The organism is Aurantiacibacter rhizosphaerae (assembly GCF_009807005.1).
Taxonomy (GTDB): domain Bacteria; phylum Pseudomonadota; class Alphaproteobacteria; order Sphingomonadales; family Sphingomonadaceae; genus Alteraurantiacibacter; species Alteraurantiacibacter rhizosphaerae.
Genome location: NZ_WUBR01000002.1, coordinates 814697 through 828042, shown reverse-complemented (window position 1 = coordinate 828042; position 13346 = coordinate 814697). Strand labels below are relative to the sequence as shown.

Here is a 13346-nt window from a genome sequence, read left to right as displayed (position 1 = left end):
ATACTGGCCTAAAACAATCCGCCTGCCAGCCTGTCTATAGCGCCCTGCAGGATTACAGCGGCGGCATGGCTGTCTATCCGCTCTGCCCGTTTTCGGCGACTGGTATCGGTGGCGATCATATCACGCTCTGCCGCAGTGGTTGACCATCGCTCGTCCCACAGCAGTACTGGCAGGCCAAGGCCATCGGGCGATGCCGCCAGATTGCGGGCGTAGGCGCGGCTTGCCTGAACCCTTGGCCCGGTGCTGCCATCCATGTTGAGTGGCAGGCCGATCACCAAACCAGCCACCCGCCGCGCGGCGCAGATTTCCTGCAGTGCCGCCTTGTCACGCGAGAACTTGCCTTTGGGCAGGGTCTTGGCGGCTGTGGCAAAATTCCACCCGGCATCACACAGCGCGGTGCCAATGGTCTTGGTGCCAAGGTCCAGCCCCAGCAGCACCCCGCCATCGGGCAACGCGTCGCGAAACGCGGCGGCGTCTTCCGTTACGAAGCTGTCTTCGGTTGCCATTGGCGCACCCGGTTCACGACATCGTCCTGCAGGTTACGCCAGAACAGCGGAATGTCGTAAACGTGATAATTGTTACCCGGCAGGACATACTGGCCCAGCTTTGGCGGATTGCCGATCAGCAGGATGCCGGTATCGGGATCGCATCGCGCGGGGACGGAGCCTGGCACCAGTTCGCCGCTGGCAAGATCATCCTCCGGCACCAGTGTGCCCAGATTACGATCCGCACCGGCTTCGCCATTTACGGTGCCGGTCAGCGGATTGAAGCAGAGGATGGGGCTGCCTTCGCGCGATTGCCCGTCAATACCTGGCGTCCTGTTGTACAAGCGCAGGTACTGGCCGGGATCGGCAGGTTCGGCGAAACTGGCCCAGCTGGCCACGCATCCGGCCTGCTGCGCCGCGGCGCAGGCGGGCAGACCAAGGGCGGGCAGATCCGTTTTGGTAGAGATGGGCATGCCCACCGGATAGGCCACGGCCACCCGGTCCATCAGATCGGTGCCCTTCAGCTTGTCTGTCAGCAACCGCACAACATGGTATCCGCCCTGGCTGTGCCCTGCCAGGACGATGGGCATATCGGCAGGAATGCTGTCGATGAAGAAATCGAAGGCCGCATCAATGTCAGCATAGGCGGCATCCAGCGCGCGGCCCGCTTCGGGGGCGTCTGTCAGGAATGCGCCGTAGGTCGCCTGGCGATAGCGCGGCACCCAGATCTCGCTCGCGCGGTTGAAGGCACTGGCCATGCCGCGCACCATCAGGCGCGCACGGGTTTGCGACTCCTCATCATCCAGCGGGGCGTTCCAGGCATCATTGTCCAGAAAGCTGGTGGGGTGGATGAAGAACACCGCGAATTGCGGGGTGTCGGTATCCGCACCGTCAGCAGAAACGGCCTGCGCTCTGGCATTTACGCCTGTTTCGCTTGCCGTGTCCGCGCTGGCAGAGGCGCTCGCAGCGGTAGTGGGAGTAGCAGTGGCAGTGGCAGAGGCAGTGGCATTTGGATTGGCGGGGGCGAAGGGATCGTCTTCCCCGTCGCTGATTGCAGGTTGCCAGCGGGCCGGATCGTTCACACCCTTGCCGGGGCGGCTGAACCACATGGCCGGATCCTGATAGGCATTGTCTTCCAGCGCCGCCTGCTCTGTAAACTCGACGTCGGGCACAAGGGCCATCTCCGTCAGCTCTTCGGCGTACATGCGCAGCACGAACAGCACGGCCAGCCCCAGCAGGATCAGGAACACGATCGTATAGAGAAATTTACGCAGGGTCGCTCTCCGGAGTTTGCGCATCGCCATGGCTGTGCGCGGCCTTGTCCATCGCTGAAACGTCTTCGGCGTCCTTGGCCTTGGCGCGCTGGGCCAGCGCCACCTTGATCATCGCCAGCAGCGGATCGGCCAGCAGCAGGCCGAGGATGCCGAACAATATGCCCATGACAAGCTGCATCGACAGCACCAGCGCGGGCGCCAGATCCACCGTCTTCTTCGCAATCATCGGGATCACGAAATAGCCATCGATATTCTGGATCGCGAGGTAGATGACGATGGTATAGATGCCCATCTGCGCACCACCCGAAAATCCCACCAGCACCATCAGCGTGCCGGAAATCAGCGCGCCGATATTGGGAACGAAGGCCAGCAGCCCGGTAAGGATCGCCAGCAATGCGGCCATGGGAATGGGATCGCCTGTGAACAGGCCATAACAAAGCAGCGCGATGTAGGTGAACACGCCTTCGAACACCATGCCCACCAGTCGCCCGAACATCAGGCGGCGCATGGTGTAGCCCATCTTGTTGGCCGTATCGTAAAACTCGGCCCGGCGCCCCTTTGGCAGCATCCAGGCCACGCCGCGCTCATACAGGCGCGGTTCCACCACCACATATACGCCGATGATCACGATCAGCAGCAACGTGGTCAGCCCGCCCAGAAGGCCGGTGAGCGCGCGGGTGACGGTACCAAAACCGCTTGCCGCCTGCGTGGCCATGGATTGCACGGTCTGCGTGCTGATCTGGAAACCCTGTTTGCGCATCCAGTCAAATAGGGCGGTGGCCTGTTCATTGATGATCTTGGGAAATTCCGCCGCCTGGTCCGAAATCTGCGTGCCGGCAAACATGGACAGCCACACCAGGAATGCGATGGCGGCGAACAGGACGATGCCGATTCGCAATCCGCGGCCGATATTCATCACCCGGCCCAGCAGGCGTGCGCCGCCATCCACCATCGTGGCGAATACCATCGCCCCGAAGATCACCAGCAGGCTCTGCGAGATATAAACCGCCAGCACCACCAGGCCGACAACCACGGTCCAGGTCAGCGCGCGCCATGCTTCGAAGCGCAGCTCGGGGGAGGATATTCGCGTGGGGCTGGCGCCCATGTGCCCTTCGCCAGTTGGTCCTACCGGATCGCTCATTCTGCCTGCTCCCCTCGCAATTCGGGGCGCAGGCTGGTCCATGCGCGATCACCGCGCAAGGAATTCCACCAGCTGAGTGGGTTCCACGATGCGCGCCCGTCCAGCGAGAAGGTGATAAATTCCGCCCGTCCGCCGATATTTTCCAGCGGCACAGGCCCGCCAAGGCCCCTGTCATAGGCTGCGGCGCGGCTGTCTGCCGAATGGTCCCGATTGTCTCCCATCAGGAACACGTGACCATCGGGAACGGTAATTTGCGCCATATCATCAAGCCTTTGATCCTGATGGTCGATGATAAGGTAACTGGCGCCATTGGGAAGCGTTTCGCGATAGGTCGGCGGTTCGTAAACCTGTGTGCCGTCCTCCAGCGTGACGCGATAGGGCTCGAACGCCGAGAGGCATTCATTGCCATAGTCGCAGATATTGTCGTTTTGTGCCGGAATGCGGACCGGCGGTTCCATCTTCTGCGGAATGGGCTCTCCGTTCAGGATGATCTGCCCGTCCACCAGCGCGATGGTATCACCCGGCAGGGCAATCACGCGCTTTATATAATCCTCCGCCTTGCCCGGCGGCACCGCGATCACGATGTCGCCATATTCCGGCGTGCCTGGTGCAATGCGCCAGTCGTCGCGCGGCAGGACGTGGAAACTGGCCGATACCCAGCTCCAGCCGTAGGGATATTTGCTCACCACCAGCCGATCTCCCACCATCAGGTTGGGCACCATGGATATGCTGGGAATGTAGAACGGTTTCGCCACGAAGGTGTGGAAGGCAAGCACCGCCAGCAGCATCAAGGCAAGGCCCCGAACTTCTGCAAACCAGTTGATCGGCTTTTTCGGTGTTTTGTCGCTCATGGCGGAACGGATCAGGCTTTCGGACGGGCTTCGAGTATCACGAAGGCCTGCGCCCATGGGTGATCGTCGGTGAGGGTGAGATGAACGGTGATAGTGTGGCCCTCGGGCGTCAGTTCTTCAAGCCGCGCGGCCGCGCCGCCGGTAAGGGCGAGGGTGGGCGCACCGCTGGGCGCGTTCACGACGCCGATATCCTTCATGAACACGCCGCGCTTGAACCCGGTGCCCACGGCCTTGCTGAAGGCCTCTTTCGCGGCGAACCTCTTGGCATAGGTGCCCGCCTGCGTGTGCGGACGCCGCGCGGCCTTGGCGTTCTCAACGTCGGTGAACACGCGGTTAGTGAACCGCTCGCCGAAGCGATCGAGCGAATTCTGGATGCGCTCGATATTGCACAGGTCGGAGCCTAGGCCGATAATCACCGTGCGCACCTCATCGTGCGTGATCCATCAATTCACGCATCCTCAGCACGGCAGGCTCCAGCCCGCAGAAGATCGCCTCTCCGATCAGGTAATGGCCGATGTTGAGCTCTGCCAGTTGCGGAATGGCGGCCACGGGTTGCACGTTTTCGTAGGTAAGGCCGTGGCCGGCATGGGGCTCGATACCGTTCTTTACGGCGAGCGCAGACATATCGGTCAGCTGCTTCAGGATCGCGGCGCGTTCCTCACCTTCCGCATGGGCATACGCCCCGGTGTGGAATTCCACCACCGGCGCGCCCAGTTGCAGGGCGGCATCAAGCTGGCGCTCCGTCGCCTCGATAAACAGGCTGACGCGGATGCCGGCATCCTTCAGACGGCTGACGATGGGCTGCAGATGATTGTGCTGGCCTGCGGCATCCAGCCCACCCTCGGTCGTGCGCTCCTCGCGCTTTTCCGGCACAATGCATGCGGCGTGCGGCTTGTGGGCAAGGGCGATGGCCAGCATCTCGTCCGTCGCGGCCATTTCCAGGTTCAGCGGCAGATCGGTCGCATCCTGTATGCGGCGCAGGTCCTCGTCGCGGATATGGCGACGGTCTTCCCGCAGGTGCGCGGTGATGCCGTCACCGCCGCAGCGCGCCACGATTTCCGCCGCGCGCACGGGATCGGGATGATCGCCCCCGCGCGCATTGCGGATGGTGGCGACGTGATCGATATTGACGCCTAGACGCAGGGTGTTGGGGCGGAGAGTACTGGTCATGATAGGTAGCGCCTCTAGTCAAATGGCCGCGGCAATTCTAGCCGCAAGCCAGTGTCGCCAGCAGATCGTGCATGGGGCCGTTGCCCGTCCAAATTTCTGCAAAGTCGAATTCCGGCTGATCGGTGGCGAGCGCAACCGCAATGCCCAGATCGGGCATCATAACATTGCGTAACTGGTAATCGCCGATCGCACCGCGCCGCTCCACGATGCGAACAGGGTTGTTGCATCCAGCAAGCGGCGCCTCGAAGACCCATTGGCCCAGCGCCATCGAACCTGTGGTAGGGTTACCGTTCCACAGCTGCGCCAACGCATCGTCGCTCAGCAAGACGCCATCCATCAATGCACGGTCGAACAGCAGCATATCGTCCAGCGGGCCGACCAGCGCGCCCGATGCGCCATAGCCGGCAATGCGATCAGCGGCAGTCTGGTCGCGCGACGCGAAGGGCCGTTCACTGTCTGCTTCCATAAAGCTGGTGTTGTACCAGCCTGCATCCAAGCCGATGCCTTGGGCCAGCAACAGGTCGAGACTGGAGTTGGCAGAAGCCTCCAGCACGGCGCCCAGCACGATGTAATCGCAATTGTTATACTGCCACCCGGCCTCCTGCTCCGTGTCGTCTTGCCCTTCAGTGCAAAAATCGAGGGGGTCAGATTTGCTGGTGTAGAAAGAGGGGAAGCCGCTGTCGTCGCGAGGGGTTTCGTCCGGGTTGGGCAGGTTGCTGCGGTGGCGCAACAGATCTTCAACGGTAAGGCCTCTTCCACGCAGTGCCGGGATCAGCGCGCCCACGTCGCTATCCAGTGCCAACCGCCCCTCTTCCACCTCGCGCATCACCAGCACGGCGATCACCTGCTTGGTGACGGACGCCCAGGGCCAGCCTTCCAGCGTTCGCACGGATGCCTCGTCAGGGTCCGTCGCGCCGTAATATATGGTGTCGGGCTGGCCGGGCTGCGAAACGGCGAAATCGCCGGTGAAGCCTGTGTCCGTCAGATCGGCATAGGCACGGATGGCTGCGCCCTGATCGTCGAAACCATCGCCCGGCGCCGTGGCACAACTCGCCAGCATCGGGGCCAGGATGGCTGCCGACAGCAGGGCGCGCCGCAAGGTCATTTGCGGCTACCCGGCTTTGTAATAGGCACAGCGGCCAGTTCGGCGGGCACCTCATCCTCGGCATAGGTGGGAAAATCGATGTCGATCAGCGGGAAGAACGGCACGCCAAGGTCTGCCGTGCCGCTGGACCGATCCACCAGCGCCACCTCCGCCAGCACTTCGCAGCCTTCGCGGGCGACAGCGGCAATCGCTTCCCGGCTGGAAAGGCCGGTGGTGACCACGTCTTCCACCATCAGCACCCTGGCACCCGGTTTCAGCGCAAAACCGCGACGCAGGTGAAATTCGCCATCCGGCCGTTCAAGAAACATGGCATCAAGGTTGAGCGCGCGGCCCATTTCATGCCCGATGATGATTCCCCCCATCGCCGGAGACACCACCGCATCAAGCGAATCGAGGATATCGCCAGGCAGTTTTTCGCCCAGCGCCTCTGCCAATCGCGCGGCGCGATGCGGGTTCATCAGCACCCTTGCGCATTGAAGATAGTGGCCGCTGTGCCGCCCGGAAGACAGTTTGAAGTGTCCTTCCAGCAATGCGCCGCTCTGGCGGAATTCCTCTAGGACTTCGTCCTGTGTCATGGTGCAGACGGTGCCTTTCTCGTGCCTGTTTTTGTGCCGCGGGAGCGTCTTGGACCAAAGCCCGCATGGTCATCGTGGAAAAAAGTCCCTAGTTGCGCTTGAGGCATGGGGCAAGCGCGCGTATAGGCGCGGCGTTGGCGGCCCCTGCTGGGGTCTGGGGGCAGTTCTGCCCGGGACTGAATATGGAAAGCATCGACGCAATGAATTTCGGCGCATTCGCCCGCAAGAAACTCAATCTCCTCGCCTTGATGGTGATGGCAGCCTTTAGCCTGGCAGCCGTTCCACAAGGCGCGATGGCGCAGGAAGAGGCGGTTCAGGCCGCCACGTCCGTGGCCGAGGGTGACGTGGTTACCGAACCGGCCGCACCCGGTTTCGATTATTACGGTCCGGAGATGATCAAGGGGCAGCCCACACCGTCTGACGAAGACCTCTGGGCCTCCATGAACTTCCAGGCGCAGCACACCGAAACCGGTGAATATGCGCTGTGGATGCATGATGCGATTTTGATCCCGATGGTGTTCATCATCAGTATTTTCGTGCTGTTCCTGCTGCTGTGGGTGATGTTCCGCTATAACAAGCGTGCGAACACCGTCCCTTCAAAGACCAGCCACAACACCGTGATCGAAGTTGTCTGGACGGTTATCCCGGTCCTGATCCTCGTCGTGATCGCCGTCCCCTCGATCTCGTTGCTGGCCGAACAGTACAAGACGCCGCCCGAAGATGCGATCACCATCAAGGCCAATGGCTACCAGTGGTACTGGGGTTACGAATATCTCGACAATGGCGGCTTCGAAGTCATCTCCAACATGATGCCTGAAAGCGAAGCGCTGGATGAAGGTCTGCCGCCGCAGCTTGCCGTGGACAATCGCATGGTCGTGCCCGTCGGCGTGCCGATCCGTTTGCAGACCTTTGGTGCAGACGTGATCCACTCCTTCGGCATCCCTTCCCTGTGGTTCAAGCTTGACGCGGTGCCCGGCCGCATCAACGAGAAAATGCTCATCATCGACGAGCCCGGCATCTATTACGGACAGTGCATGGAATTGTGCGGCGCGCGTCATGGCTATATGCCTATCGCGATCGAGGCACGCCCGCTGGACGAATATAATGCCTGGGTGCAAAGCCAGCCCGGCGGCATGACCCGCGCGCAGGTGGAAGCTCTGGAATCCGCGCCCGCCGTGGAAGACGCAGAATCTGCCGAGGATGCCGCCGAAGCCGGTGACACCGAAGCCGTCGAGGAAGCAGAAGTGGCCGATAACGCCGCCGAAGCAGCCTAACCGATTAACTGACGATTATAGCATACAAGGTTCCATAATCATGGCCACCACCGCTGAAGGTTTCGACGCCCACCACGAAGATCACGCCGCGCATGATCACGCCGATCACAAGCCAAGCTTCTTCGCCCGCTGGTTCATGTCGACCAACCACAAGGACATCGGCACGCTGTACCTGATATTCGCGATCATCGCGGGTATCATCGGTGGTGCCATCTCCGGTCTCATGCGTGCAGAGCTGGGTGCTCCCGGCCTGCAGGTGATGGGCGGCGTCGTGAACTTCCTGGGCGGTGACGGCGCAAGCTTTGACCAGCAGGGCCATATGTGGAACGTGCTGATCACGGCGCACGGCCTGATCATGGTGTTCTTCATGGTGATGCCCGCCATGATCGGCGGCTTCGGCAACTGGTTCGTGCCGCTGATGATCGGCGCGCCTGATATGGCCTTCCCGCGGATGAACAACATCTCGTTCTGGCTGACGGTTGTGGGCTTCATGTCGCTGCTGTTCTCCATGTTCGTGCCGGGCGGTACGGGCATGGGTGCGGGCACCGGCTGGACCGTTTATGCACCGCTTTCCACCACGGGCTCCGTCGGCCCGGCGGTGGACTTCGCGATCTTCTCGCTGCACCTTGCCGGTGCCGGTTCGATCCTTGGTGCGACCAACTTCATCACCACCATCTTCAACATGCGTGCACCGGGCATGACCCTGCACAAGATGCCGCTGTTCGTATGGTCGGTTCTGGTTACTGCATTCCTGTTGCTGCTGGCGCTGCCCGTTCTGGCCGCGGCCATCACCATGCTGCTGACCGATCGTAACTTCGGCACGACCTTCTTCGATCCGGCCGGTGGCGGTGACCCCGTTCTTTACCAGCACCTGTTCTGGTTCTTCGGTCACCCCGAAGTGTACATCATGATCCTGCCGGGCTTCGGCATGATCAGCCAGATCGTGGCAACCTTCAGCCGCAAGCCCGTGTTCGGCTATCTCGGCATGGCCTATGCCATGGTCGCGATCGGCGTGGTCGGCTTCGTTGTGTGGGCGCACCACATGTACACTGTCGGCCTGGACGTGAACACGAAGATGTACTTCACCGCGGCAACCATGGTGATCGCAGTGCCAACCGGCATCAAGATCTTTAGCTGGATCGCCACGATGTGGGGCGGCTCTATCGAGTTCAAATCACCCATGGTTTGGGCGATGGGCTTCATCTTCCTGTTCACCGTTGGCGGTGTGACCGGCGTGGTGCTCGCCAATGGCGGCATCGACGATAACCTGCATGATACCTATTACGTGGTGGCGCACTTCCACTACGTGCTGTCGATGGGTGCGGTGTTCTCGCTGTTCGCAGGCTTCTACTACTGGTTCCCGAAGATGTCGGGTCGCTGGCACTCCGAGTTCCTCAGCCATGTTCACTTCTGGCTGTTCTTCATCGGCGTGAACGTGATCTTCTTCCCGATGCACTTCCTGGGTCTGCAGGGCATGGCACGTCGCTATCCCGACTTCACCCCGGCCTATGCCTATTGGAACGAGATCGCGACCTACGGCTACATGATCATGGCCGGTTCGATGATCGTGTTCTTCGTGAACATCGGTTACGCACTGTTCGCCGGCAAGCGCGCTCCGGGCAACTACTGGGGCGAGGGTGCGACGACTCTGGAATGGAGCCTGTCCAGCCCGCCGCCGTTCCACCAGTTCGAAACCCTGCCCGTGATCGAGGACCATCACTCGGCCGACGATCACATTAGCGAGAAACCGGCGACCGCCTGATCGGCGACCCTCGCCTGAATGACAACGGGAGGGGGCGCGCCGGAGACGGGGCGCCCCCTCCATATTGAGAAACCGCACTTGACCACGACCGTAGCCAGCACTGCGACACAATTGCCCGCCGAGTGGCGCGATTTCTTCGCGTTGACTAAGCCGCGGGTGATGAGCCTCGTCGTGTTTACGGCGCTGTGCGGCTTGCTGGCGGCGCCGGGTGCGATCCATCCGGTGCTGGGCTTCACGGCCATCCTCGCCATCGCGATGGGTGCAGGCGGCGCTGCTGCGCTGAACCAGTGGTGGGAAGCCGACCTTGATGCGAAAATGAAGCGCACTGCAAAGCGCCCCCTGCCGTCGGGCCGCCTGCGGCGCAGCGATGCGCGCGATTTCGGCATGCTGATGTCCGGCGCTTCGGTGTTCATCATGCTGGTGGCGATCCACTGGCTGGCCGCCGTGGTGCTGGCCTTCTCAATCTTCTACTACGCCGTAATCTACACCATGTGGCTGAAGCCGCGCACCCCGCAGAACATCGTGATCGGCGGAGGGGCAGGGGCCTTTCCCCCGCTGATCGGCTGGATCGCCGTGACGGGCGAGATCACCGCCATGCCGGTGCTGCTGTTCGCGATCATCTTCATCTGGACGCCGCCGCATTTCTGGGCGCTCGCCCTGTTCGTGAAGACCGATTACGCCAAGGCGGGGATCCCCATGATGCCGGTTGTCGCGGGGGAGAAATCCACGCGCCATCAGATCCTCGGCTACTCGGTGCTGCTGCTGGCGGTGGCGATGCTGCCGTGGATTATCGGTGGCACTGGCCTGATCTATGGCATTTCCGCACTCTTGCTCTCCGTTCTGTTCGTGGTGCTTTCCATCCCGGTGGGCCTGCGCACATCGCAGCCGGATGATCGGATGATGCAGGAAAAGCGGCTTTTCGGATATTCCGTGATTTATCTTTTCGCCCTGTTCACAGCGCTTGTCGCAGATCGCATGGTGCTTGCATGACGCCTGAAGAAGAGAAGGAATTCATCCGCCGCCGCAAGAACCGCAACGTGGTGATTGGCCTGATCCTGGCGGGTTTCGTAATCCTGTTCTATGCTATCACCATCGTAAGGATGGGTGACTGATGAGCACGCTGAGCCTGGAAGATCGCAACAAGCGCACGATGCTGATCGCATTCGGCATGGCATTGGCCATGCTGGGCCTGGGCTATGCGGCAGTGCCGCTGTACAATCTTTTCTGCAGCGTAACGGGCTTTGGCGGTACCACGCAGGTGGCCAGCGAAGCCGATGCCGCATTGGCGGAACGGCTGGCCGCCAGCGCTGGCGGCACGACCTATTCGATCCGTTTCGATGCCAACACGTCCCGCAACATGCCGTGGGAGTTCAAGCCCGTGCAGGTGACCGATACGGTCGCCATCGGGCAGCGCGACATGGCGTTCTACACCGCGCGCAATGATTCCAGCGTACCGATCACCGGCACCGCCACGTTCAACGTGGAGCCGGAGCAGGCCGGGCGCTATTTCAACAAGATCCAGTGTTTCTGCTTTACTGAGCAGACCCTGCAGCCGGGTGAGGAGATCCGGATGCCGGTGCTTTATTACGTCGATCCGGCTGCGCTGGACGATCCGAACATGGAAGGGGTGGAGCAAATCACCCTCTCCTACACTTTCCATCGCGCGTCAGAGTCAGAGAAGAACCCGAGCTAGGCTCTGGACCCGGACGCTCTCTCGCTTTACAGGCCCACAAAACCTAAGGATCAGGACTAGAATCATGGCCGGTGCCAAGAACCACGACTATCACATTCTCGCTCCCGACATCTGGCCGCTGGCCGGGGCGCTTTCCGCGCTTGTCTTCACCACTGGCATGGTCATGTTCATGCATGCCGATGAAGGCGCCTTCCCCGATGGCGCCTGGCGTATCGTTTTGGGCCTCGGCATTGCCGGCCTGATCGCAACGTTCTTCGGCTGGTTCTCCAAGGTGGTGAACGAAGCGCAGAGCGGCGATCATACGCCGGTGGTTCAGCTGCACATGCGTTACGGCATGATCCTGTTCATCGCTTCCGAAGTGATGTTCTTCGTCGGCTGGTTCTGGGCCTGGTTCGATTTTGCCCTGTTCCCCGTGCCGCTGGAAATGGTGGGTGAGGGCTCCTGGCGCAATCTGGTGGGTGAAGAAGGCGCGGCTGCGCTGGCCAACTTCCCGCCTGATGGCGTGAACGTGCTGGACGCGTTCGACCTGCCGCTGCTCAACACCATGATCCTGCTGTGTTCGGGCACCACGGTAACCTGGGCGCACCACTCGCTGATCAATGGCGATCGTGACGGGCTGAAGAAGGGCCTGTGGCTGACGATCGGCCTCGGCATCCTGTTCAGCTGCATCCAGGTGTATGAGTATGGCCACGCCACCTTCGGCTTTGGCGGCAACAACTACTCCAGCGCCTTCTACATGGCGACCGGCTTCCACGGCTTCCACGTGATAGTCGGCACGATCTTCCTGATCGTCTGCCTTCGTCGCTCCTATCTTGGCCATTTCACCCCGCGTCAGCACTTCGGTTTCGAAGCGGCTGCCTGGTACTGGCACTTCGTTGACGTGGTGTGGCTGTTCCTCTTCATCGCCGTATACGTCTGGGGCGGTTGGGGCGCAGAGGTTCACTAAGTCCCATAGTGACTGACGAAACCGACACTTCAAAAGGGCGGCCCGCCATGCGCGAGGCCGCCCTTTTCGGTTGCTGCCCACGCTGCGGCGCGCGCACGCTGTTCGATGGCTGGATCAAGTTTTCGGACAAGTGCAGCAAGTGCGGCCTTGATTACACACGCTTCAACGTGGGCGATGGCCCTGCGGCCTTTCTTACACTGGGGATCGGCACGATTATCGTGGCGCTGGCGCTGTGGGTGCAATTGTCGTTTGCGCCGCCATGGTGGGTGCATGTCATCCTGTGGGTGCCGTTGACCGTGATCGGCGTGATGGCGGGCCTGCGCGCGGTGAAGGCGTGGCTGCTGGTGGCTGAATACAGCCGCCGCGCTGAAGAGCATCGCCATGATGGTAGCGACCTGTCGTGAAAAACGGGCGGGTTCCGATTATCGCGACAGTGCTGGTTTTCGCCGCTGCGGCGGTGATGGTGGCGCTGGGCATCTGGCAGCTTGGCCGGATGGACGAGAAGGAAGCCCTGATCGCGCAGTATCGGGCGAACCAGCAACTTGCTCCACTGCGCAACTTCAACGCCTTCCCGGCGTCCGGTGCCGCAGACGGATATGCCGCGCTGGACGACGCGCTGTTCCGCACAGTGCAAATTTCCTGCGCGAACCCGGCGGACTGGAAGGGCGTGGCGGGCCGCAATGAAAGCGACCAGTCAGGCTATGTCCACATGTTCGTTTGCGATTCTGCGGTGGAAGCTGCGGCAGGCAGCCAGCCGCTGAAGCTCTACGCGACGATTGGCTGGTCCCGCTCTCCCGAAATGCCCGATTGGAACGGCGGCACCGTCACCGGCATCCTCTCCACCGCGGGCAATGATTACGAGGTCGTGGCGAGCGAGCCGGCAGCAGGGCTGGAGCCGCTGGCACGACCCGATCCGGCGGACCTTCCCAACAATCACTTGGCCTATGCCGGCCAGTGGTTCTTTTTCGCGCTGACGGCGCTGGTGATATACTGGCTGGCGCTGCGGGCGCGCTGGCGCGACGGCAAACCAAAGCGCAACTGACGCGGGTGCAACCACTGCTTGCTTGCCC

16 protein-coding genes are annotated in these 13346 nt (G+C 61.6%); 8 read left to right on the top strand and 8 right to left on the bottom strand.

The features are described from left to right. Positions 1-8: 8 nt before the first annotated feature. The 8 genes from ruvX to pyrE are packed head-to-tail and all read right to left on the bottom strand — an operon-like array spanning position 9 to position 6601. Positions 9-506 (bottom strand): Holliday junction resolvase RuvX, encoded by a 498-nt coding sequence (gene ruvX, locus GRF63_RS11565; protein WP_160486136.1) that lies wholly within the window; start codon positions 504-506, stop codon positions 9-11. Further along, complete coding sequence (locus tag GRF63_RS11560; protein ID WP_160486135.1) at positions 482-1783, bottom strand: DUF3089 domain-containing protein; 1302 nt, start codon at positions 1781-1783, stop codon at positions 482-484. The genes ruvX and GRF63_RS11560 overlap by 25 nt, the downstream gene beginning before the upstream one ends. Next, positions 1752-2900, bottom strand: a complete 1149-nt coding sequence (locus tag GRF63_RS11555; protein ID WP_160486134.1) for an AI-2E family transporter — start codon at positions 2898-2900, stop codon at positions 1752-1754. Before GRF63_RS11555 ends, GRF63_RS11560 begins: the two co-directional genes overlap by 32 nt. Next, complete coding sequence (lepB, locus tag GRF63_RS11550; protein WP_202131683.1) at positions 2897-3751, bottom strand: signal peptidase I; 855 nt, start codon at positions 3749-3751, stop codon at positions 2897-2899. Before lepB ends, GRF63_RS11555 begins: the two co-directional genes overlap by 4 nt. Before the next feature lie 11 nt (positions 3752-3762). Further along, on the bottom strand, positions 3763-4167 hold the full coding sequence (acpS, locus tag GRF63_RS11545) for a holo-ACP synthase (protein ID WP_160486132.1): 405 nt from the start codon (positions 4165-4167) through the stop codon (positions 3763-3765). Between the two features lie 10 nt (positions 4168-4177). Beyond that, the gene (locus GRF63_RS11540) at positions 4178-4921 is read right to left on the bottom strand and encodes a pyridoxine 5'-phosphate synthase (RefSeq protein ID WP_160486131.1); all 744 of its coding nucleotides are present in this window, start codon (positions 4919-4921) and stop codon (positions 4178-4180) included. 37 nt (positions 4922-4958) lie between these two features. Beyond that, entirely contained in the window at positions 4959-6026 is a 1068-nt protein-coding gene (locus tag GRF63_RS11535; RefSeq protein WP_160486130.1) for a serine hydrolase domain-containing protein, read from the bottom strand. After that, the gene (gene pyrE / locus GRF63_RS11530; RefSeq protein ID WP_160486129.1) at positions 6023-6601 is read right to left on the bottom strand and encodes an orotate phosphoribosyltransferase; all 579 of its coding nucleotides are present in this window, start codon (positions 6599-6601) and stop codon (positions 6023-6025) included. The genes GRF63_RS11535 and pyrE overlap by 4 nt, the downstream gene beginning before the upstream one ends. A gap of 182 nt (positions 6602-6783) precedes the next feature. On the opposite strand from pyrE, the gene coxB reads away from it, so the two are divergent. From coxB to GRF63_RS11495, 8 genes are all read left to right on the top strand, one after another. Further along, positions 6784-7875: a cytochrome c oxidase subunit II gene (coxB, locus tag GRF63_RS11525; RefSeq protein ID WP_237392420.1), complete on the top strand. Its 1092-nt coding sequence runs from the start codon at positions 6784-6786 to the stop codon at positions 7873-7875. 40 nt (positions 7876-7915) lie between these two features. Next, positions 7916-9637 carry a cytochrome c oxidase subunit I gene (ctaD, locus tag GRF63_RS11520; protein WP_160486128.1) on the top strand — a complete coding sequence of 574 codons (1722 nt, stop codon included), beginning with the start codon at positions 7916-7918 and terminating at the stop codon, positions 9635-9637. A gap of 78 nt (positions 9638-9715) precedes the next feature. Next, positions 9716-10627: a heme o synthase gene (locus tag GRF63_RS11515; RefSeq protein WP_237392419.1), complete on the top strand. Its 912-nt coding sequence runs from the start codon at positions 9716-9718 to the stop codon at positions 10625-10627. Beyond that, entirely contained in the window at positions 10624-10749 is a 126-nt protein-coding gene (locus GRF63_RS16690; protein WP_272914665.1) for a hypothetical protein, read from the top strand. Before GRF63_RS11515 ends, GRF63_RS16690 begins: the two co-directional genes overlap by 4 nt. Next, positions 10749-11330, top strand: coding sequence for a cytochrome c oxidase assembly protein (locus GRF63_RS11510; protein ID WP_160486126.1), 582 nt, complete (start codon positions 10749-10751; stop codon positions 11328-11330). The genes GRF63_RS16690 and GRF63_RS11510 overlap by 1 nt, the downstream gene beginning before the upstream one ends. Before the next feature lie 64 nt (positions 11331-11394). After that, positions 11395-12276, top strand: a complete 882-nt coding sequence (locus GRF63_RS11505) for a cytochrome c oxidase subunit 3 (RefSeq protein WP_160486125.1) — start codon at positions 11395-11397, stop codon at positions 12274-12276. 5 nt (positions 12277-12281) lie between these two features. Further along, positions 12282-12680, top strand: a complete 399-nt coding sequence (locus GRF63_RS11500; protein ID WP_419865960.1) for a DUF983 domain-containing protein — start codon at positions 12282-12284, stop codon at positions 12678-12680. 29 nt (positions 12681-12709) lie between these two features. After that, on the top strand, positions 12710-13318 hold the full coding sequence (locus tag GRF63_RS11495; RefSeq protein ID WP_337189656.1) for an SURF1 family protein: 609 nt from the start codon (positions 12710-12712) through the stop codon (positions 13316-13318). Positions 13319-13346 lie beyond the last annotated feature (28 nt).

Coding starts and splice junctions, on each gene's coding strand:
- ruvX (WP_160486136.1), bottom strand. CDS start 506: ATGGCAACCGAAGACAGCTTCGTAACGGAAGACGCCGCCGCGTTTCGC.
- GRF63_RS11560 (WP_160486135.1), bottom strand. CDS start 1,783: ATGCGCAAACTCCGGAGAGCGACCCTGCGTAAATTTCTCTATACGATC.
- GRF63_RS11555 (WP_160486134.1), bottom strand. CDS start 2,900: ATGAGCGATCCGGTAGGACCAACTGGCGAAGGGCACATGGGCGCCAGC.
- lepB (WP_202131683.1), bottom strand. CDS start 3,751: ATGAGCGACAAAACACCGAAAAAGCCGATCAACTGGTTTGCAGAAGTT.
- GRF63_RS11540 (WP_160486131.1), bottom strand. CDS start 4,921: ATGACCAGTACTCTCCGCCCCAACACCCTGCGTCTAGGCGTCAATATC.
- GRF63_RS11535 (WP_160486130.1), bottom strand. CDS start 6,026: ATGACCTTGCGGCGCGCCCTGCTGTCGGCAGCCATCCTGGCCCCGATG.
- pyrE (WP_160486129.1), bottom strand. CDS start 6,601: ATGACACAGGACGAAGTCCTAGAGGAATTCCGCCAGAGCGGCGCATTG.
- coxB (WP_237392420.1), top strand. CDS start 6,784: ATGGAAAGCATCGACGCAATGAATTTCGGCGCATTCGCCCGCAAGAAA.
- ctaD (WP_160486128.1), top strand. CDS start 7,916: ATGGCCACCACCGCTGAAGGTTTCGACGCCCACCACGAAGATCACGCC.
- GRF63_RS16690 (WP_272914665.1), top strand. CDS start 10,624: ATGACGCCTGAAGAAGAGAAGGAATTCATCCGCCGCCGCAAGAACCGC.
- GRF63_RS11510 (WP_160486126.1), top strand. CDS start 10,749: ATGAGCACGCTGAGCCTGGAAGATCGCAACAAGCGCACGATGCTGATC.
- GRF63_RS11505 (WP_160486125.1), top strand. CDS start 11,395: ATGGCCGGTGCCAAGAACCACGACTATCACATTCTCGCTCCCGACATC.